The sequence below is a fragment of the Streptomyces sp. NBC_00569 genome, assembly GCF_036345255.1.
GTDB lineage: Bacteria > Actinomycetota > Actinomycetes > Streptomycetales > Streptomycetaceae > Streptomyces.
Genome location: NZ_CP107783.1, coordinates 824783 through 844401, shown reverse-complemented (window position 1 = coordinate 844401; position 19619 = coordinate 824783). Strand labels below are relative to the sequence as shown.

At 70.0% G+C, this 19619-nt stretch carries 17 protein-coding genes and 1 pseudogene; 7 read left to right on the top strand and 11 right to left on the bottom strand.

Features of this window, described 5'->3' with window-relative positions; genetic code table 11:
- Window positions 1-996 precede the first annotated feature (996 nt).
- Window positions 997-2055: a PucR family transcriptional regulator gene (locus OHO83_RS03950; RefSeq protein ID WP_266678846.1), complete on the top strand. Its 1059-nt coding sequence runs from the start codon at window positions 997-999 to the stop codon at window positions 2053-2055.
- Window positions 2056-2070: 15 nt separating this feature from the next.
- On the opposite strand, the gene OHO83_RS03945 is transcribed toward OHO83_RS03950, so the two are convergent.
- Window positions 2071-2607 (bottom strand): RNA polymerase sigma factor, encoded by a 537-nt coding sequence (locus tag OHO83_RS03945; RefSeq protein ID WP_266678848.1) that lies wholly within the window; start codon window positions 2605-2607, stop codon window positions 2071-2073.
- 257 nt (window positions 2608-2864) lie between these two features.
- On the opposite strand from OHO83_RS03945, the gene OHO83_RS03940 reads away from it, so the two are divergent.
- Window positions 2865-4982: an acyltransferase family protein gene (locus OHO83_RS03940; RefSeq protein WP_330278680.1), complete on the top strand. Its 2118-nt coding sequence runs from the start codon at window positions 2865-2867 to the stop codon at window positions 4980-4982.
- On the opposite strand, the gene OHO83_RS03935 is transcribed toward OHO83_RS03940, so the two are convergent.
- Entirely contained in the window at window positions 4942-6132 is a 1191-nt protein-coding gene (locus OHO83_RS03935; protein ID WP_330278679.1) for a metal-dependent hydrolase family protein, read from the bottom strand. The genes OHO83_RS03940 and OHO83_RS03935 overlap by 41 nt on opposite strands.
- Before the next feature lie 375 nt (window positions 6133-6507).
- Window positions 6508-7302 carry a phytanoyl-CoA dioxygenase family protein gene (locus tag OHO83_RS03930; RefSeq protein ID WP_330278678.1) on the bottom strand — a complete coding sequence of 265 codons (795 nt, stop codon included), beginning with the start codon at window positions 7300-7302 and terminating at the stop codon, window positions 6508-6510.
- Between the two features lie 35 nt (window positions 7303-7337).
- Here OHO83_RS03930 and OHO83_RS03925 point away from each other — a divergent pair, with 35 nt between their 5' ends.
- Both OHO83_RS03925 and OHO83_RS03920 read left to right on the top strand, forming a co-directional pair.
- Window positions 7338-8231: an AraC family transcriptional regulator gene (locus tag OHO83_RS03925; RefSeq protein ID WP_330278677.1), complete on the top strand. Its 894-nt coding sequence runs from the start codon at window positions 7338-7340 to the stop codon at window positions 8229-8231.
- Window positions 8232-8326: 95 nt separating this feature from the next.
- A complete protein-coding gene (locus tag OHO83_RS03920) occupies window positions 8327-8953 on the top strand; it encodes a hypothetical protein (RefSeq protein WP_330278676.1) in 627 nt (208 codons plus the stop codon).
- On the opposite strand, the gene OHO83_RS03915 is transcribed toward OHO83_RS03920, so the two are convergent.
- The gene (locus OHO83_RS03915; protein WP_330278675.1) at window positions 8941-9795 is read right to left on the bottom strand and encodes a helix-turn-helix transcriptional regulator; all 855 of its coding nucleotides are present in this window, start codon (window positions 9793-9795) and stop codon (window positions 8941-8943) included. The two genes, OHO83_RS03920 and OHO83_RS03915, sit on opposite strands and share 13 nt — an antisense overlap.
- A 189-nt stretch (window positions 9796-9984) precedes the next feature.
- On the opposite strand from OHO83_RS03915, the gene OHO83_RS03910 reads away from it, so the two are divergent.
- Window positions 9985-10533, top strand: coding sequence for a hypothetical protein (locus OHO83_RS03910; protein ID WP_266678860.1), 549 nt, complete (start codon window positions 9985-9987; stop codon window positions 10531-10533).
- Window positions 10534-10707: 174 nt separating this feature from the next.
- Here OHO83_RS03910 and OHO83_RS03905 read toward each other — a convergent pair whose 3' ends face one another.
- Window positions 10708-11931, bottom strand: a complete 1224-nt coding sequence (locus OHO83_RS03905; protein WP_330278674.1) for a cytochrome P450 — start codon at window positions 11929-11931, stop codon at window positions 10708-10710.
- Window positions 11928-12644 carry a tRNA-dependent cyclodipeptide synthase gene (locus tag OHO83_RS03900; RefSeq protein WP_330278673.1) on the bottom strand — a complete coding sequence of 239 codons (717 nt, stop codon included), beginning with the start codon at window positions 12642-12644 and terminating at the stop codon, window positions 11928-11930. The genes OHO83_RS03905 and OHO83_RS03900 overlap by 4 nt, the downstream gene beginning before the upstream one ends.
- Before the next feature lie 349 nt (window positions 12645-12993).
- On the opposite strand from OHO83_RS03900, the gene OHO83_RS03895 reads away from it, so the two are divergent.
- Window positions 12994-14943: a hypothetical protein gene (locus tag OHO83_RS03895; RefSeq protein ID WP_330278672.1), complete on the top strand. Its 1950-nt coding sequence runs from the start codon at window positions 12994-12996 to the stop codon at window positions 14941-14943.
- 69 nt (window positions 14944-15012) lie between these two features.
- On the opposite strand, the gene OHO83_RS03890 is transcribed toward OHO83_RS03895, so the two are convergent.
- From OHO83_RS03890 to rox, 4 genes are all read right to left on the bottom strand, one after another.
- A complete protein-coding gene (locus OHO83_RS03890) occupies window positions 15013-15654 on the bottom strand; it encodes a hypothetical protein (RefSeq protein ID WP_330278671.1) in 642 nt (213 codons plus the stop codon).
- Between the two features lie 127 nt (window positions 15655-15781).
- Window positions 15782-15910: a hypothetical protein gene (locus OHO83_RS03885; RefSeq protein WP_330278670.1), complete on the bottom strand. Its 129-nt coding sequence runs from the start codon at window positions 15908-15910 to the stop codon at window positions 15782-15784.
- A gap of 4 nt (window positions 15911-15914) precedes the next feature.
- Window positions 15915-16079, bottom strand: coding sequence for a hypothetical protein (locus OHO83_RS03880; RefSeq protein ID WP_330278669.1), 165 nt, complete (start codon window positions 16077-16079; stop codon window positions 15915-15917).
- Window positions 16080-16533: 454 nt separating this feature from the next.
- Window positions 16534-17961: a rifampin monooxygenase gene (rox, locus tag OHO83_RS03875; protein ID WP_266678872.1), complete on the bottom strand. Its 1428-nt coding sequence runs from the start codon at window positions 17959-17961 to the stop codon at window positions 16534-16536.
- Window positions 17962-18161: 200 nt separating this feature from the next.
- On the opposite strand from rox, the pseudogene OHO83_RS03870 reads away from it, so the two are divergent.
- Window positions 18162-18979, top strand: a pseudogene (locus OHO83_RS03870) (IS5 family transposase).
- 189 nt (window positions 18980-19168) lie between these two features.
- Here the strand turns inward: OHO83_RS03870 and OHO83_RS03865 are convergent.
- On the bottom strand, window positions 19169-19603 hold the full coding sequence (locus OHO83_RS03865) for a hypothetical protein (protein ID WP_330278667.1): 435 nt from the start codon (window positions 19601-19603) through the stop codon (window positions 19169-19171).
- Window positions 19604-19619 lie beyond the last annotated feature (16 nt).

The following is a 19619-nucleotide window of genomic DNA, read 5'->3' as shown; positions in this document are numbered from 1 at the left end:
CCCTGGGGTCTGGCGTCAGACCTGCTGCTCGCGGGGTTTCTGGTCGCCGAACAGCGGCAGGTGGAGGATCTGTGGCTGCACTGGAGCGCCAAGAGCATCAGCTTCGACACGGGCCTCGGCTACCGCATCCACCACCTGCTGACCGGCGGTGTCGCGGCGGCCGTCGAGGCGGTACGGGCCGCCGAACACCCCGATCGTGACCGCATCCTCGGCGACATCGCATCGGACTCGGGCTCGGGTCCGACCCGCTACACCGACACGGCAGTCGACGAGTGGCTCGATGAGCAACGCGCCCGGTTCCCGGCCACCCCGGCCGACGAGAGCCTCAAGGACTGGGCCTACCATGCCGCGCGCCTCGGGGAGCGCGAGGCGTCACGCCTCTTCATGACGGAGTGGGCCGCGGGCGAGCCACGTACCGGGGACGTGCTGAACACGCTGCAGTTCCACCTCGCCCAACTGGGCTTTCTCGCCGAAGCGGTTGAGGTGCAGCGCGAGGCCGTCGGGATCAGTGACGCGTCATGGCCGGGGGAGAGGGCCGGCCGGCTGCTCACCCTTGCCCGGCTGCAGCGGCGGGCCGACGACGCCTCGGGCGCGTGGGGCACACTCGAAGAGGCCACCGGCCACCTTCCGCCCGACAAGCAAGGGATGCGGCAGGGGCTGTGGCGGCTCTTCGTCAAGGAGTGCTTCCTCCTGGTTCCGCTCGCGCCCGACGACGGCACGGCTCGGCGGTGGCTCGCCGTCAGCGACCAGCACTTGGAGGGGATTCGCGGCTGTGGATGGACGGAGTCCTCGACGCGGCGCGGGCGGCCGCCGAACAGGCCGGAGATCCGCAGGCCCTCCATCGCCACCGCGCGCTGCGGCAGGCTGCGGATGCGGAGTACGAGAGGGAGACGGGCCGGCCCCCGCAGCGGACGTAACCCTCGGCCCCCCTGGCACAACAGCCCTGGACCTGCGCTAAAAAGGCGACAACGACTCATCAAGATTCCAGGGGCGAACGTGGCGGACCAGGGCATACCCGATGCAACTCTCGACGGTTACGTCCGTATCCTCGCCGCGGTCGCCGCCACCGGACGGCGTCTGACGCGCGACGAAGTCGAATCCCGCCGCGCCGTGGGCGAGCGCGCCGCCGAGGCGGGCCACGGTCTGCGCGCCCTCGTCGGCGCACACCTGGACGCGACGCGCACCCACTGGCCCGCCACCGCGGTGTCGCCCGACAGCGTGCTCGCCGCCGTCGCGCAGGCCGTGGACGCGTTCGCCGAGGGGTACGAAAGGGCGCAGCGCCTCGCCGTACGCCAGGAGGAGGCCGCACGGCGGGAGTTCATCGACGACCTGCTGTACGGGCGCAGCGACCTCGGCCGGCTCGCCCAGCGCGCCGAACACTTCGGGTTGCGCCTGTCGTTCGAGCACGCGGTGGCCGTCGCGCAGGGATCCGTCGCGTACGACGAAGGCGACGCGGTTCTCCGAGAGGTGGAGCGCGCGCTCATCGGCCGGTTCGGAGACCGCAGCATTCTGCTGACCACCAAGGACGGCCGTCTCGTCTGTGTCGCCCCGGGCGACCAGGACGAGGTCCTCACGTTCTTCGCCAAGCAGGCCTACGCCGCCACCGACGGGTGCCAGGTGGCGATCGGGCGCCCGCAGCCGGGAGCCGGTGGTGTCGTCCAGTCGTACGAGGAGGCGCTCAACGCCCTGGACCTCGCCGAACGTCTGGGACTCGACGCGCCCGTCCTGCGGGCCGCCGACCTCCTCGTCTACCCGGTCCTCACCCGCGACCGCCAGGCGATGGCCGACCTCGTGCACAGCGTGCTGGGCCCGATGCGTGACGCCCGCGGGGGAGCGCAGCCCCTCCTCGACACCCTCACCGCCTACTTCGACGCGGGCTGCGTCGGCGCCGAGGCGGCCCGCCGGCTGTCGCTGAGCGTGCGCGCTCTCACGTACCGGCTGGAACGTATCCACCACCTGACGGGCGCCGATCCCTCCGACCCGGTCCACCGCTACACGCTGCAGACCGCGGTGATCGGAGCGCGCCTCCTCGACTGGCCCTCCGTAGCCCTCTGAACCGTCCCTCACGGGCTACGCGTCGACGGATGCCCGCAACCGCGCCCTCGCCCGCGACAGGCGTGAGCGGACCGTGCCCGGTGCCACGCCCAGAATCTCGGCTGCGGCCTCGGAGCCCAGCTCCGACCAGCCGCACAGCAGGACGACATCGCGTTCGGCACGGTTCAGCCCGTACAGCGCCGTGCGCGCGGCGGCGACCTGCTCGGCGTCCGCGATGCGGTCGACCACCTCGTCCGCGAAGTCCGGCTGGTGTTCGCAGGCGGGCAGTCTGGCCAGGGCCGCACGGTGACGGCGGGCCGAGCGGGACTGGTTGCGCAGGACGTTCAGGCCGACCCCCAGAACGAAGGGCCGCAGCGGGGCGTCCTCGCGGCGCACCGTCTGCCGGAGCCGCCATATCTCCAGGAAGGTGAGCGAGACGACGTCCTCGGCCTGCGCCCAGTCGCCCGTCGCCCGCAGGGCCATGCGGTGCACCTCGGGGGAGGTGTCGTCGAAGAGCTCCGCGAAGGCGTCGGCGTCGCCCGCCCTGATCCGGGCGCGCAGTGAGTCCTTCATGACCGCATGTCTCCGTTCCGCGGCAGGTGTTGCGTGAGCCACGCCATGGTGCAGGGCGCCGGCGCAACACCGAACCACGCGGAGACGCCGTGACGGTGAACACCTGGTTGAGCGCTCAAAAAGAAGGGCGTGTGGCCGCAACACGAGAGGCCGACCGGACAGACCCAGACGTGACCAGGACTCCATACGCCGGAAATCGCGCAAGAACGTACACCGGACGGACAGCAACCGATGCCGCCGCGCAGTCGACGGGGACGGTGGAACAGAAGACCGCGCCCGGGGCCGGGCGCACCTCGCCCCCGCCCGGCGCGACCCGGTCCGGCCCTGCGCAGCGGCCGGACATCCAGGGGCTCCGGGCCCTCGCGGTCACGCTGGTCGTTCTGGGCCATGCCGGGGTCACCCGGCTGAGCGGCGGCTACGTCGGGGTCGACGTCTTCTTCGTGATCTCGGGCTTCCTCATCACGTCCTCGCTCCTGCGCGAACTGTCCGCCACGGACCGCATATCGATCCGTGCGTTCTACGCCCGCAGGGCACTGCGCCTGCTCCCCGCCTCGGCCCTCGTCGTCCTGGTGACCCTCGCCGGGTCGTGGCTGTTCCTGTCGAAGGTCCGCTTCGCCGAGTACATGAGCGACGCGTTCGCCAGCGCCCTGTATGCCGTCAACTTCCGCCTCGCGGCCACCGGCACCGACTACCTCGCGGAAGGCAGCCCTCCGTCCCCGTTCCAGCACTTCTGGTCGCTGGCCGTCGAGGAGCAGTTCTACCTGCTGTGGCCGCTGCTCCTGCTCCTGGGCCGGCGGCTGTCCCGGCGGCGCCGCGCGCTCCTGGCGACACCCCTGGTGGCGCTGTGCGTGGTGTCGTTCGGGCTGAGCGTCCACGTGACCGGGCGGTCCGCGCCCTGGGCGTACTTCGGGTCGCACACCCGCGCCTGGGAACTGGGCGCCGGAGCGCTGGTCGCGCTCGCCCTGCTCAGGCCTCCGCGCCTGCCGGCCGGCGTGGCCGTGGCGATGACGTGGGCCGGTCTCGCCTGCGTGATCGCCGCGGCGCTGCGTTTCGACGCCGACACGCCCTTCCCGGGAACGGCGGCGGTGGTACCGGTCGTCGGCGCCGCACTCGTCATCGTCGGCGGCACCTCGCCCGCGTGGCCGGGAGCGCGCCGGATGCTCACCGCGCGGCCGGTGACCTGGCTCGGCGGCGTGTCGTACAGCTGGTACCTGTGGCACTGGCCGTTCCTCGTCATCGGGCCGAAGGCGCTGGACAGGCCGGCCGGCACACACCTGGAGCTCGCCCTCGGTGCGGCCGCGCTGCTCCCGGCCTGGCTGACCCTGCGCCTGGTCGAGAACCCGGTGCGCTTCCACCGGGCCCTGCGCGGCCGCCCGGGCCGAGGCCTGCGGCTCGGCCTCGCCCTGAGCGCCGTCACCGCCTCCACCGCGCTGGTCGCCGCCGCCTTCCCGCCGTCGATCAGCTCCGGCGAGCCCGCCCCCGTACTCAAGGACGCCCTCGCCTCGGCCCCCGACCCCGGCGCGCGCCTCACACGGGCCCTCGGCACGACCGGTGTCCGCCTGCCGGACAACCTCACGCCGCCGCTGACGGGGATCACGGACGTACGGTCGGCCGTGTACCGGGACGGGTGCCACCAGAACTACGCCGCCACGAGCACGCCCATGTGCGTGTACGGAGACCGGGCCTCGAAACACGTCGTCGTCCTCTTCGGCGACTCCCACGCGGCCCAGTGGTTCCCGGCGCTCAACGTCCTTGCCGTACAGCACCATTGGAAGCTGATATCGATGACCAAGGCCTCCTGCAAGGCGGCGACGGTCACCACACTCAACGCCCACCGTCCCTACGCGACATGTGACCGCTGGCGCGCCGACGCGCTCGCGCGGATCGAGAAGCTCCGTCCCTCGCTCGTGCTCGTGTCCTCCTCCGACGCGGGCACCCCGGCTAAGACGATGCGCGACCCGCTCGCGGGATGGACCGACGGCTACGTCCGGACTTTCCGCCGGCTCGCGCCGTCCGGCGCCCGGGTCGTCGCGCTCCTGGACACACCCTGGCCCCGCGAGGACGTGCTCGACTGCGCTGCCATCCACCCGCTGCACCTGCGGGACTGCTCGGTCCGCGTGCCCCGGGCGCTGCACGACGTGACCCGCAGGAACGCCACGAAGGCGGCCGCACGTGCCACCGGCGTCGCCGTGATCGACCCGCAGCCCTGGCTGTGCACCCCGCACGGCGACTGTCCCGTCGCGGTGTACGACACCTTCGTCTACCGGGACGAGAGCCATATGGCCGAGGGCTACGCCAAAGCCCTGGCGCCGGTCCTGGGACGGGCGTTGGGGGTCATGAGCGGGAACCGAGCACCTGTCCGCCCAGGACAGTGACGTCGGCGCGGGTCAGGGCCGCCATGTCGGTGAACGGGTCGCCGTCGACGACGACGAGGTCGGCGTCGTAGCCGGTCCGGACGCGCCCTTTGCGGCCACCCAGACCGCAGGCCCTCGCCGCCACCGACGTCGCGGAGGCGAGGGCGTCGGCCGCGGCCATGCCGCCCGACACGAGGTCCATGACAGCCCGGGGCAGGCTGCCGTGCGGTGCGCCCGGGCTGATGCCTCCGTCCGTCCCGGAGATGATCGTGACGCCCGCCAGATGCGCGCGGACGACCCGCCGGCGCAACGCGTCATAGTCCAGGCCCGCTTCGCGCGCACGCTCCATGAGCTGCGGCGGAGGCACCGCGTCCGGCGCCCGGCCGAGCGCCGGGCACACCACGATGCCCTGGGCGGCCAGGGCGGCGATGGCCTCCTCGGGCACGTGCACGCTGTCGGCGGTGAGGAACCTGCAGTGCTCGATCCCGTCGACACCGGCGGCGATGGCGTCCCGGATCGACACCAGGGCGTGCGCGTGAGCGGTGACGGGCAGTCCCACGGCGTGCGCCTGCCTGACGACGAGCGCGAGCTCCTCGGCCGTGAACCGGCCCTGGTCGACAGAGGATCCAGGGGTAGTCATGCCGCCCCCGGCCATGATCTTCACGACGTCGGCGCCGCGCTCGGCCCGCTCCCGGACGGCGGCACGCAGTTCGTCGCTCCCGGACGCCTGACCGCCCTCGTGCCGGCAGTGACTGCCCCGGCTTGTGACGGGCGGCCCCGATGCCACCACTGTGGGCAGGCCGGTACGGGGGCGGCGCGCGCGCCAGTCCACGACCGACCACGCCACGTCCCCGAGGTCGCGCACCGTGGTGACACCGGCGGCCAGCTGAATCCGCAGGGACCGCTCGATCGTGCTGAACAGGTCGTCCTGGGACAGCGCGCCGAGCCGCTCCAACGCCCCCGGTTCACCGTCGCCGACGAGATGGACGTGCGCGTCGACGAGGCCGGGGAGGAGCGTGCCCGACGGCCGGTCGATGACCTCGACGCCCGTCGGGATCCCGAACCCGGCCGCCTCGACCCCGGCGATCCGCCCACCGTCCACGAAGACGATCCCGGCGCCCTCGACGACAGCGCGGCCGTCGAAGACCCGTGCGATGCGAAGAGCCAGCATGGCGGTCCTCCGGCGCGGGCGGGTGAGCGGCGCGTCGGGTACACCTGCGCGCCGGTCAATGGGCCAGGTCCCCCGCCGCCCTGTTCTGCCTGTTTCGGGGCCAGCTCACCACGCCGGACCTCCGGCGGCACGCCGCCCGATGCCATACGAGGCATGCCCCGTCGCCCGTGCGGTGAGCCGACCGGGGACCTAGGGCCTGTCCGGCGGATCTTGTCGCGGGCGCGGGGTCTGGCACGCCGACCTGCGGCGTTGTCGTCGGTTGCCAACGCTCCGCGTTGTCGCCCTCCTCCGCCTTGCATCTCGACGCACCAGACCCCGCTCACCAGCACAGATCAGCGCAGGCCCCCGAGTGCGACCTGATCCGCCGGACAGACCCTAGTGCGGCGACGCGACCGGGAACTCCGTACCGCAGGGGCCGCCGCCCTCCGCCTCGGCCAGGAAGACCTCCTGGCCCTCCAGCGTGAACGTGCGGTAGTGGCGGGCGATGCGGCGGGCCGAACGCGGGGCGTAATGGCACACGAAGCTGCGGCGGAACCGGTCCGTGCTCGTGTTCGGCTCGGAGCCGTGGACCAGGCTGCCGTTGAAGAAGAGGACGTCGCCCGGCTCCATGTCGACGGGCACGCGGGCGAGGCCGGCCGGCGGCGGCACGTACTCCCTCGTGAAATACGTGTCGGGGTCGGCCTCCTCGGGACAGAAGAGGTCCATGAGATGGGTGCCCGGGACGACTTCGAGCCCCCCGTTGTCGCGGTCCACATGGTCGAGCGCCACCCAGGCCGCGACGCAGGTGCCCGGCTCGACGCGCAGATAGAAGTTGTCCTGGTGCAACGCCTGCCCGCGCGCGCCGGGCGGCTTGAAGTACAGCATGCTCTGCGCTGCTATCGGCTCCTCGTCGATCAGCGCGGCGACGATCGCGGTGATCCTCGGGTCGAGCAGGTACCGCAGGGCGGTGTCGTCGATCAGGTGCGGGTGCATGATGCGCGGGTACTCGCGCAGCGGATCGTGCGGGCCGTCGGGATCCTGCGCCGACGGCTGGAAGTGCCCAGGTACTGGGCCCCGTTGGGGGTACTCCATGAAACCGGCGCTGAGCGCGGCCACCTCTTCGCGTGACAGGAGGCGGCGGGCGATCGCGTAGCCCGAGGACCGGAAGGCCGAGATGTCGACTGTGTTCATGCGACGACCGTAGAAGCGTCCTGGTGTGCCAGGCTATGCGCGTGTCCGCCACAGACCTTCGTGAAACTGCTGCGCCGCCCCCGGGCGTCCTGATCGTCGGCCGCCACGACGGGTCGCCCGACTACGCGGTCCGCAGGACGGCCGGCGCCCCGAGCTGGCTCCTGCTGTGGACGGAGTCCGGTGCCGGTCACGTCCGCCAGGGCGGCGCCGGGACGACCGCCGGCCCCGGGAGCCTGGTGCTGCTCGCGCCGGGCGTACATCACACGTACCGGACAGCGCCGGACGCCGAGCACTGGGGGCTGTGGTGGGCCCACTTCCTGCTGCGCCCCGGCTGGGAACAGCGCCTGCGCCCCTACGACCTCGGGAGCGGCTGCCACGTGATGCCCGACCTCCACCCCGGAACGCGTACCGGCGTCGCCGCGGCGCTGCGCCAGGCGCACGCCGACAGCCGCTGGACCGGCACGGGCGCTCCGCCCCGCCCGGTGAGCGCCACGCGCCGCACCGCGCCGGCCTCGGTGGCGACGGGACCGGATGCCACCGCGCTGGCCCTGGGATCCGTCGAACGCGCCCTGCTGCTCGCCACCTCCCCGTCCGGCGGCACCGGCCCCGGTGACGCGCGCGTGCGCCGCGCCCAGGCCCTGATCGACGCCGACCCGGCAGCCGCGCACACCGTCGACTCCCTTGCCGCGGCGGTGGCCCTGTCACCCTCCCGGTTCGCCCACCTCTTCGCCCAGGAGACAGGTTCCACGCCGATGCGGGCCCTGCGGGAGGCGCGGCTGCGCCATGCGGCGTGCCTGCTGACGAGCACCGAACTGACCGTGGCCCAGGTGGCCGCGGCCTCGGGCTTCGCGGGGCCCTTCCACTTCAGCCACGCCTTCCGCGGCAGGTACGGCACCCCGCCGAAGGCGTACCGGTCCGCCGCAGAGTGAGGGCCGGCCCACGGCACGGGCACGCTGTCACGCTTCGGCGGACGACATGCCCCGGGGGGCCACACCGCCTGCCCTGCGATGGCAGAGTCGTGCCCATGCTGACCTCGACGACGCCGTGGCGCAGACGCTGCGCCGCACCGGTACTCCTGCTGAGCGCCGCCGTGGCGCTGACCGGCTGCGGCACGGAGCGCGCCACGGACACGGCGGCCGGACTGCCGACCTCACTCGCGCGTTCGAGCCCGCCTCCCTCGGCTCCTCCCACTCCGACGTCTCCTCCCGCTTCCCCTTACGTGGAGCCCGGAGTCGTCGACGGCGCCCCTCACATCGGCGACAACAACGCCTACCGCCGCACGGGCACCATGTCGCCCGCCGGTGAGAAGGCCGCAAGGCGGGAAGCCGCCCGCATCGAGCCCGTGCTCAAGCGGCTCTGGGGACAGAAGGAGTGGGACCCCGAGAGCGTCCGCGCGGCGCTCCTCGAGCTCGGGTACGCGCAGGAGGGGAGCGGTGAAGCGGGCGAGCGGGCCGGCGGGACGCTCGGCGTACGGGGGATGGACGCGCGCTACGAGACCGACCACTACGTCACGCCCGACGGCGCACAGGTCGGCCTTCGCGTCCGTGCCGACGCGTGCGTCACGGCGTTCGTGCAGGAGACGAACTACGGGGTCGAGGTCAATGGCCCGTACCTGGAGACAGGCTGCTTCGAGCCGCCCTACGGCCACTGAGCGCGGGAGTGCTGTCCGGCGAGTGTCTGGGTGCCGATGACGCCGAGGAGCGCGAGGCGTTCGGCGTCCTGGGTGCCCGGCTCGGCGGTGTAGATGATGATCCGCAGGCCGGTGCCGGCGACGTTGAGGATGTCGCAGTCCAGCGTCAGGGCGCCCACCTCGGGGTGATCGATGGTCTTGCGTGACGCCTCCGCCTGTCCGACGGCTCCGGAGTCCCACAGCTCGGCGAAGCGGTCGCTGTTCACTCGCAGCTCCGCGATCAGCCGCCGCAGCCGCTGGTCCTGCGGATAGCGGCTCGCCGCCGCACGCAGGTCGGAGACCTGTGCGGTCTCGAGCGCGCGCAGAGACTCCGGCGTGTGACGGACGCGGCCGGCCGGGCCGAGGAAGGTGCGCCACACCGCGTTGCGCTCGTCGCCGTGCCGCTCACCCATCAGCGCCGTGTACAGGGGATTGGCCAGCAGCAGTGTCCAGGTGGCGTCGGAGACCGCGACGGGCGTCCCGGTCAGCCGGTCCAGCATCCGCTGGACGCTCGGCGTGATGAAGGCGGGCACCGTGCCCTGCCCCGGCGGCACGAGCCCGGCCGCGTGGAACAGGTGCTCGCGCTCGCTCGCGGACACGCGCAGCGCCCGGCCCAGCGCCTCCACGACCTGTTCCGAGGGGTTGGTCGCGCGGCCCTGTTCGAGGCGGGTGACGTAGTCGACCGAGATACCGGCCAGCATGGCGAGCTCCTCGCGGCGCAGCCCGGGCGCGCGCCGCCCACCGCCCACGGGCAGCCCCGCCGCCTCCGGCGAGACCCGGTCACGCCAGCGCCGCACCGTGTGCCCGAACTCCGTGGTCGCCATGACTCCACTGTGCACCGCCCGGCGCGGATCTACCTGGTACTGCGAGTCCCACCCGGTGAACCCGAACCCGTGACGATCGGGCGACGACCACAACCTGTCGAGGCCTTCGAAGGTCTACTCCGGTCAAGGCGGCCGAGCTCCGCTCCGTGAACTCGCCCGCGCCGAAAGCCTGTGAAGGGTGCCTGGCTCGTGTTCGTCTTTCTGGCACTGCCCGCTCTGCTCGCGATCCCCGTCTGGATCGTCGCGGTGGTCGTCAAGTTCATCTCCGTCGCGCTTCCCGGCCGCCGGGCGGACTGGTCACGAGATCTGCTGCGGTGGTGTGCCGCGATGGCGGCGGCAGCGGCGGTCGGCCTGTACGTGCTCGGGCTCGGCGCGGTGCAGCTGTCCGCGCACGAGTCGGAGAGCGGCGCCTCCTCGTCTCCGGCGCCCTCGTGCCGCGACACGGACGTCGACGACAGCACCCTCCAGCACCTGGTCGGGCACCGGACTTCCTACGTGCCGCTGCGCTTCGACTGCGTGCTGGACGACGGAACCACGTACCCCAGCAGCCATGGCTACGCGTGGCTGAACGGCCTCACCGCCGCGTTCGGTGTAACCGCCGGCGTACTGGTCGTGCCGGTCGGAACGTCTTTTGTCACGCGGCGTGTTGCTCTGCGAGCTGCATCAGCGGCTCCCCCTGCGGCAGGAAGCGGCCTCCGTGACGGCTTGGATCAAATCTGCCACCGGCCACCACCCTAGTGTGAACTCCGCTTCGTTCGAGGTGAGTTGCTGCGTTCCGTACGCGAGCGTCGTGGCCTCGAAGAAGCGGCACGTTCATTCTCGTCGGGTGTCACGTCCGAGTTGCCAGGACGGCACGGGACATGACCAGCGGCCCCCGACACGTGTCGAGGGCCCCTGTCGTCCGCGCGCGATCTACCAGAGGACTGGCAGGCGCTCGGGGATGCGCTTCATGAAGCCGGTGCGCCACACGAGTTGCTCGATCGGGACGGCGAGATCGAGGTTCGGCATCCGGTCGAGGAGGGTCTCGATCGCGATCTGCGCGTGTCGCTTCCCGAGGGCGGTGGCGGGGCAGTAGTGGCCGCCGCCGCCGAAGCTCAGGTGTGCGTTCGGGTTCGGCCGGTCCAGGCGCACGGTGTGGGGGTCGTCGAACTCGGCGGGGTCGTGGTTGGCGGCCTCGACGAGCACCAGGACGAGTTCGCCCTTCTGCACGGTGACGTCTCCGAGCTGCATCGTCTCCGTGGCGATGCGCGGGAGGCCGTCGGCGATGGACAGGTTGATGCGCAGCAGCTCGTCGACGGCGGCCGGGATCAGGTCCGGCTCGGCGACGAGCCGGGCCTTGAGGTCGAGGTTCTGGATGAGGGAGACGATCGCCATGGTGAGGAAGCCCATGACGGAGATGACGCCGGCGCCGAACATGGTGACGCCGACGGTGGCGAGCATCTCGTCTGTGAGGTGGTCGTACGCGGGATCCTCGCGCAGGGCGGCGAGTTCACCCATGAGACCGCCGGTGTCGGGGTCGTTGAGGCGCATCACCATGTGGGCCATGTCGCGGTCCCAGTTCATGGCCGCCGCGGGGATCTCGCGCGGGCTGTTCATGAACGCGACGTCGAGGGAGCCGTACAGTGCCGCGGAGTCGGCCTGTGGGATACCGAGGATGTAGCAGTGCAGGCCGGTCGAGTACGGGATGGTGAAGTCGTACCGGAGGTCGCTCGGGGCGCCGGTGGCCATGATCCGGTCGACGAGGTGCGCGGCATGCTCGCGAAGCCAGTCTTCCAGGCCCGGGGCTTTGGGGTTGAGGGCCTTCAACACTGCTTTGCGCAGGCCTGCGCCGGTGATGTTGCCCATGTTGTTGACCACCTCCGGGGGGATCGTCAGCGCGTACTGACGTGGCATCCCGGGCGCGGACGTGTCCTTGAGCGAATACCGGGCGTCGTCGAGGACTTGTCTGCACAGGGGATAGGAGGAGACGAGCCATGCTTCTGCGCCGGCGATGGTGCGGACTTTCTTGACCGGCTCACTGGTGATCAGGTGTGCGATCTCATGGGGGAGCCGTGTGCCGTTGGCGTCGAAGGGGAACCGGGGCAGCGGATCGGCGTCGTGGTTGACGGGGCAGCCGGTGATCGTGGTGGTGGTCATGCGGCGTGCTCCTGGTCGTCAGCGGCGGCGGGGGTGATGACGGCGTGTCCCTGGTTGCGGGAGGCGCGCAGGCCGGATCCGCGGGCGTACAGCAGGTCGGCCAGCGGGAGGGCCTGGTGGTAGAGGTTCAGGCTGGAGGAGACGCCCAGGATGGCCGGGGTGTCGAGGAAGAGAGGTACTTCGGCGCACACGTAGCGGATGCATGCCTGGCGTTGTTGCCGGGTGGCGCCGAGGCCGCCGACTTTCGTCTCGAGGAACCGGGCGGCGAGTTGGTCACACACGTCGCGGAACTCTTTGTCGTCCTTGAGCATGACGTCCAGCTCATCGCGGATCTTGCGGTAGGCGGGGATCTGTACGAGGTCCGACATGGGGCGTCCGCGCAGTCGCTGCCCCGATGGGTCCAGTGATCCGACGGCGGCTGTCACCTTGGCGCGTACGCCGCGCAGGTTCTTGACGGACTTGCGCTGCGCTTCGACGGAGCCGTAGCCGAGGGCTTCGAACTGTTCGGCTACGTGCATGTCGGTCCAGATCAGATCGACTTGACGGAAGTTGTCCAGGCCCCATGCGGCCAGATCGAGGACCCTTTGATGGGAGAAGTATCCGTTGCCCGAGGAGATGCCGATGACGGCGTGTTCGCCTTCGTCGTGGATGACGCGGCAGTGGGGTGTGTAGGGCTGTACGGCGAAGGTTTCGGTGCGAAGTGCAGTCGTCAACTTCTTTGACGTCCCTCGAAGTTGCTAGTCGCACAGGGCCTTGTGCCCCGGGTGTGGCAACTCGGTCACGACGCTAGCCGAGGGATGCGCTGGTTATCCAGGGTTACCGGCCAGTCACAGGATGAACAGAAGGTTTCGGAATCTTCTGTGCGAGTGCACCAACTCTCCCACCAACACAGGGAGTTCATAGGTTGGCGGTTCGCTCTCGTGTTCTACTTCCGTGGCGCGCGACATATCTAACCGTCCAGTCCTGCCCCGGGGTACACGTGGGCAGGATCAGAAGGGGCACGTTTTGTCTGGTACATCCAGAAGAAGACGCATAGTTTCACGCATAGCCGTCGGCGTGGCCATGCTGATGCTCGCAAGCACCGGCGCCGCAGCAAGCGCCGCCGACACAGCGGGTGCCGGGCAGCCGGACCCGAACGCCGCACCGTCCACCCGTCCCGCCGCCGGTCCCGAAGTGCGGTCGATCGCCGCGGCCGGTTCTCGCCCGGTATCCGGAAAGAACCCAGTCGCTTCGCCGTCGACGAAGAAGGACGCGGCCGGATTTCAGCGGGTCGTCTCACAGAAGAAGGTCCAGCTCAAGAACACCGTCACCGACGCCGACGGCGACAAGTCGACGCTGACGTTCGAGGTGTGGACGGCGGACGCGGCCGGTAAGCCGGTCACGAAGGTCAAGCTGAACGACACCACGTACGGCGTCATCGTCTCCCCCTACGTCGCCTCCGGGTCGCTCGTCACGGTGGACGTTCCCCCGGGGAAGCTGTCCCTGCACCAGAACTACGTGTTCCACACCTCGGCGTTCGACGGGTCCCTGTACGAGACGTCGTGGTCACCGTGGGCGCCGTTCCGGGTAGAGCCCCCGGTCGATCTCACGCTCCCCGCGCCCGACTACACGTCACCGGATCCCTCGGCACTCGACAACCCGCCGTCCGGACTCCAGACGAAGCCGCTCGGCGCCGGCGCAACGCTGGCCGCGAAGACGAAGCCCGCTGCCGAGCAGTGCAGCGCGAAGGACGACGACGGCCGTCAGGTGTGCTTCGGTAAGCAGCTCACGAAGGACGAGGCGCCCAAGAAGGTCGCCGAGAAGATGGCAGCCGCATCTGATGGGGTAGCCGAAATCCCGTGGTGCAACACGGACTTCCCGTCCATCCTGTCCACCCGGCAGACGCAGTGTGACGTGCGGTCGGTGCCGGTCGTCATCCGCACCGACGGTGTCCCTGACGCCATCGCGTACTTCATGTTCGTGCGGACCCTGGAACTCGACGGGGCGAACAGTTTCACCGAGCACCTCCTGATCGAGCCCGCGCAGCAGATCCCGCTGGACTTCGCCGAGATCGACCTGAACCTCGGGAAGCACTTCTGTCAGGGGTCGTGCAAGCCGATCCAGCCGGACGCCTCGGCGTGGAAGGGCAAGAACTGGTGGGTTCCCGGTGAGATGCACTCGGCGGAGATCACCACGCCGTACACCTGGGACGCCTCGGGCGTGAACACGCAGGAGCTGTTCAAGCCGGACGTGCAGATCGACGGTGCGATCCTGCCGTCGGACGGGAAGATCCGCCCGTTCATGACCGGCTACCAGTGGTCGTTGGACTACCGCGGGGACACGTCCGAGCTGGACCAGATCCGCTGTGACACCAAGGACGTCGACAAGGACGTCACCCCGGGCTGCGTGTTCGCCAACTCCGCACCCACGTACGAGTTCAACGCGAAGAAGTTCCCGCAGGCGGCAGCGCACGGCTGGCTGATCCAGACGTACAACCCGACACACCCCGGCTCCGAGGCTGAGCGCAAGCCGCTGTACTACATGGGCGACAACGACCAGAACAGTCGCAGCCGTGGCCGCATCTGCCCCACCGGGTGGGCCGCGGAGAACGGTGACGCTTCCGCCCTCACGGATGTCGCGGACGAACTGAACTGCGATGAGTTCGCGTTCGCCTCGTCGTACAACAGCGGCGGCATGTCGTCGACGGAAGGCGGCCTGAACCCGGCTCTGGTGCCGGGCAAGACCACGCCGACCGGTGACGCGTGCCTGGGCACCTTCGCCAAGAAGGTCGGCACGACGATGCACCTGTTCAGCCTGGACGGTACGGATCCCACGTTCAAGGAGGTGTGTGGCCGGTCCGCGATCTCCGGCAAGGAGAACCAGGAGTCCATGGGCGGCCACTTCTCCGCCTTCATGAAGGACATGCGGCTTCGCGACAAGGATGCCTATTGGCTGGACACCCGGATGACGCCCGGGATCACCTGCCACAACGGCGGAGGCACGCCGGTCATCTGCAAGCTGACCGCGCAGTGACCCCGTAGAGCAAAGGACCGGCCCCACCCCCGCCGGCCCGGGGTGGGGCCGGTCTCGTTGTGCCGGAGATCAGACGGCGGGCAGCGCCACGTAGGGCAGAGTGCCGGTGGTGACGGCGGTCTGGTCGATGAGCACTCCCGTATAGGTGCCGACCGCGGCGAACACGGGGCCCGCGATGTTCACCAACCGGTCTTCGTACGCGGGGATGTCTGCGTCGTCCTCGGGCCGTGGCCCCAGGACGGCCCCGGCCGCCTGGAGCGCGGTGTCGAGGGCGGATCCCTGTCCGGTGTCGGTGGTGAACTCGGCCCGGTAGGCGTTCCCGTCGCCGGGCGCGTGCACGATCATCCGCGGAGGGCTGAATTCGTTGAGGGTGATGCAGATGATTTCCTCGTCCGGGTAGGGGCGCATCGACTTCACGCCGCCCGTGTAGCCCGTGTACCAGGTCGCCCGTCCCCAGTTCTCCAGGACGTACAGCCAGTCGCCGTGTGTCCCGTACATCGCCGGGTGATGGTCGGCGGGTAGCGGGCCCCGGTCCTGGTAGGGGGTGCGGGCGGCCAGCTCGTCGAGGTCCGCACCGAGGCTGATGAGGAACTCGTCGTCGCTGTCGAAACCGCGGGCCAGGGTCAGGGAGATCCCGCTCAGCATCCCCCTGCCCGGCGCAGGCTGATCGCTGTTGGTGTGCTGCCCTATCCAGCCAATCGTGTCGGTCATGCACTGCACGCTACTCGAAAGGACCGACATCACCGGCGGGAACGGCCTACGTCTGGTGCGCAGTACGGTTCATCGGGCACCGGCAGCTCCGACAGCCCTGGAAGCCGCTCAGCGTCCCTGCGCGGGGTCAGGGAGCGGTGCGCTTCCCGCTGCCGCGCCGCTTCAGGGGCGCGCCCTTGCGGATCTTGGTGTTGATCAGCCACGTGTGTGCGGCAGCGGCCGGTGCCCTCGCCGGGTTGACTGCATACCCCGGCATGTAGTCACGCCTCACGCAGCCGGCCGGCGCGTACACCATGTCGCAGCCGCTCGGCCTTGGCGGCCGGCCTCTTGGTGTCGACGGCGCCCCAACTGGGCTCGGGCTGACAAGAGTTGTCGAAGTCCGGGTTCGGGCCGGTGTCCTTCGGTGCCGGCAGAGTGATGCCCACCGCGCGGTCACGGATGCGAAACTTCGCCCAGGGCGACCAGGTCGTCTCGTACCGGCTGCCGCCGAAGGCGGAGGTGCTCCGCCCAGGTTGCCGGGGCGGGACTTGGCCGGTCGGCCTCGAATTCCGACATGCATTCGATGTCGCGGCAAGTATTCCCATGGGGAGCGGCGGCGCCCGGGCAACCAGGCCAACCGGGCGAAGAAGGCAACCAGTTCCATCACGACGTGACGATCAACATGGTTTGATCAGGGTTGTGATCCGAGGGGTGAAGGTTGAATAACTCCCGTGCGGAGCAGGCGAGTTGGGGACGGAGTTCCGCTTCTCGGAAGGTTCCGGGGCGCGGATGGGTGGGGCGGTCATCGGGGACGGATGAGGGGCCGCCCAACGCGACTTGGGCGGCCCCTCATTCATCTCATTTCGCGCCTACGAGGCCCTTCTGCCCGCACTCATGCACTCAACTCGCGGCGGAGCCGAACCACTTGGACAGGTGAGTGAGCAGATCCTGCTGATCCTCGCCCACCCACGCCACGTGACCATCCGGCCGCAGCAGCACCGCGGGAATGTCCAGTTCCTCGCTGACGTCGACGACGTGATCGACGCGGTCCGCCCAGCCCTCCACCGAGAGGCTGCCTGTCGGGTCGAGGAGCAGCCCGCGTCCGTCGTGCATCAGCTCGTAGAGGCGCCCCTGCTTCAGCTCGACGTCCCGCATCCGACGGCCGAGCAGCTCGTGGCCCTCACCGAAGTCGTAGCTGACCCCGACCGCGGTGATGATCCCGGTCACGTACCGGTTCACCTCCTCGAAGTCCATCAGCCTCGAGAACAGATCCCGCAGTGCGGTCGCGCCCGGATCGGTCCCCAACAGGGTCATCTGCGCACGGGTGTTGTCCAGCACGCGGGCACCCACCGGGTGCCGTTCGGAGTGGTAGCTGTCCAACAGGCCTTCCGGCGCCCAGCCGTTGACCGCCGCCGCCAGTTTCCAGCCGAGGTTGAAGGCGTCCTGGACACCGAGGTTGAGCCCCTGACCGCCGGTCGGCGGGTGGATGTGCGCCGCGTCGCCGGCCAGGAACACCCGGCCGACCCGGTAGCGCTCGGCCTGCCGGGTGGCGTCACCGAACCGGGACAGCCAGCGCGGCGAGTGCACACCGAAGTCGGTGCCGGCCGTCGCGAGGAGCTGCTCCCTGAAATCGTCGAGGGTCGGCGGGGCCGCACGGTCCTCGGCCACATCCGCGGCGGGCACGCCGACGCGGTACATCCCGTCCCCCTGGGGGATGACACCGAACCGCAACTGGGTCTTACGGACCTCCTCGACAACGGCGGCGATCGTCGCCGGATCCTCGGTCGCCGCCATTTCGCCCAGCAGCGTCTCGATCGTGGCGGGCTCACCGGGGAAGTCGACGCCGAGCTGCTTGCGCACCACGCTGCGGCCGCCGTCGCACCCGACGAGGAAGCGCGAGCGCAGCCGTGTGCCGTCGGTCAATTCGACGGTCACCCCGTCCTCGTCCTGGCTCACACCGGCCACCTCGCACCCGCGCCGGATCTCGGCCCCGAGTTCGCGCGCCCGCTCGTCGAGCAGCCGCTCGGTGACCGGCTGCGAGGCCTGGACGCCGAAGGGGTGCGCGGTGTCCAACCGGTCCGGCCACGGCTTGACGATGCCGCCGAAGAGGCCGCCGACGCTGAACTTCTCACTGACCCCGAGGAACCGGTCCAGCAGGCCGCGCTGGTCCATCACCTCCACGCTGCGCGCGTGCAGGCCCTGCCCGCGGGACTCCTTGGTCGGCGCGGTCAACTTCTCCAGCACGACCACGTTCACGCCGTGCAGCCGCAGCTCACCGGCCAGCATCAAGCCGGTCGGTCCACTGCCGACCACGATGACGTCGATCATGAAATCCCCTACATGACGAGTTGAATGACGGCCGGCCGCGCCGCGAAGTCCGACGACGCGCACACGATCACGCGGGAGCGTACGTCGACAGAGGTGCAAGCACTTCGCGAATCCCCGATTTCCGCAGGTCCTGGCCTAAGTGGCTCTAACAAAAGCTGTCGATCATGTGACTGTTGGCTTGTCGGGTCGTTGGTCTGTTCATGGGGAAACGTCAGTCGCGGCCATGGATCGTGTCGGACGAACTGTGGTCGCTCATCAAGCCGTTACTGCCCAAGCCGGTCCCGAAGCTGGTTGAGGGCCGACCGCGAGTGCCGGACCGCCAAGCGTTGTGCGGGATCCTGTTCGTCCTGCACACCGGTATCCAATGGGAGTACCTGCCCCAGGAGTTGGGCTTCGGCTCAGGCATGACTTGCTGGCGGCGCCTGGCCGCCTGGAACGAGGCCGGCGTGTGGGACAAGCTCCACGTAGTGCTGCTGAAGGAACTGCGGTCGAAGCACCAGCTGGACTGGTCTCGGGCGGTGATCGACTCTTCCCATGTCCGGGCGGCCCGGCGGGGCCCAAAAGCGGGCCCAGTCCGGTCGACCGCGCACGTCCGGGCAGCAAGCACCACGTCATCACCGACGGGCAAGGGATCCCGCTTGCGGTGTCGCTGACTGGTGGAAACCGTAATGACGTCACGCAGTTGCTGCCCCTGCTCGACAAGATTCCCGCCGTCGGCGGTGTTGTCGGCCGGCCACGGCGTCGGCCCGACCTGCTCTTCGCTGACCGCGGCTACGACCACGACAAATATCGGCGCCTGGTGCGGGCACGTGGCATCCGCCCGGTGATCGCCGAACGCGGTCAACCGCACGGCTCCGGTCTGGGTGTCTTCCGTTGGGTCGTCGAGCGGACGATCTCCTGGCTGCACGGCTTCCGCCGCCTACGCATCCGCTGGGAAAGACGCGACGACATCCACGAGGCCTTCCTCGGACTCGCCACCTGCCTCATCACGCACCGCCACGTCCAACGCCTTTGTTAGGACCTCTAAGGGCTGTCCCGTAAATGATCTACGACATGCCGGTTGACCAGCGACGCTGTGCCTCATCTGGTGTGGGTGAGGCTCTATAGGCGGGCGATGCCGAGCACGGCATGGTGAACGCCTTCGTCCTTGAGGCGGCAGCCGCGGAGGATCTTGCAGAGAGCGGAGAGGTGCCGTCGGGACTGAGTGTCAGCGGGGGATGCTCTGTCCCGCTTCGGTGAGGGTCAGCGTGAGGCGCCCCAGCCACTCACCGGATTGCGGATACTCCCAGTTCTCGACGTCCGCCAGGACTGCGGGAAGGTCCTGCTTCGGGATGGGGAGACCGGGCTGCTGCCCGAGAGAGCCATCCGGCGCTGTCCAGGGCACGAGCCGACACACTTCGATCCATCCTCTGTCGACGAGGGGAAGGAGGATCGAGACGAGAGCCGAGGCGGGCCCTGAGACCAGCGGCTCGTCGAGGTCGCCCCAGACGCCGGGGAGGATGTCGATCTCGGTGGCGTTGATCATGAAGGCGCGTTCGGCGGAGGACAGCCGGTCTGTCGCGGGATAGATCACGTGCAGAGTGTCGCAGCTCAGGAGGACGGCCGACGAGAGCCCCCGGTGGCTCTCTGAAGAAGTGGTCACGTGGACGAGATGATCT

What these genes read in the sequence shown, in the direction of transcription:
- OHO83_RS03920 (WP_330278676.1), top strand. Translation starts at nt 8,327, where the DNA reads ATGCTGACCTCGACGACGCCGTGGCGCAGACGCTGCGCCGCACCGGTA.
- OHO83_RS03885 (WP_330278670.1), bottom strand. Translation starts at nt 15,910, where the DNA reads ATGCCGGGGTATGCAGTCAACCCGGCGAGGGCACCGGCCGCTGCCGCA.
- OHO83_RS03925 (WP_330278677.1), top strand. Translation starts at nt 7,338, where the DNA reads ATGCGCGTGTCCGCCACAGACCTTCGTGAAACTGCTGCGCCGCCCCCG.
- OHO83_RS03895 (WP_330278672.1), top strand. Translation starts at nt 12,994, where the DNA reads ATGCTGATGCTCGCAAGCACCGGCGCCGCAGCAAGCGCCGCCGACACA.
- rox (WP_266678872.1), bottom strand. Translation starts at nt 17,961, where the DNA reads ATGATCGACGTCATCGTGGTCGGCAGTGGACCGACCGGCTTGATGCTG.
- OHO83_RS03935 (WP_330278679.1), bottom strand. Translation starts at nt 6,132, where the DNA reads ATGCTGGCTCTTCGCATCGCACGGGTCTTCGACGGCCGCGCTGTCGTC.
- OHO83_RS03945 (WP_266678848.1), bottom strand. Translation starts at nt 2,607, where the DNA reads ATGAAGGACTCACTGCGCGCCCGGATCAGGGCGGGCGACGCCGACGCC.
- OHO83_RS03905 (WP_330278674.1), bottom strand. Translation starts at nt 11,931, where the DNA reads ATGACCACCACCACGATCACCGGCTGCCCCGTCAACCACGACGCCGAT.
- OHO83_RS03915 (WP_330278675.1), bottom strand. Translation starts at nt 9,795, where the DNA reads ATGGCGACCACGGAGTTCGGGCACACGGTGCGGCGCTGGCGTGACCGG.
- OHO83_RS03930 (WP_330278678.1), bottom strand. Translation starts at nt 7,302, where the DNA reads ATGAACACAGTCGACATCTCGGCCTTCCGGTCCTCGGGCTACGCGATC.
- OHO83_RS03890 (WP_330278671.1), bottom strand. Translation starts at nt 15,654, where the DNA reads ATGACCGACACGATTGGCTGGATAGGGCAGCACACCAACAGCGATCAG.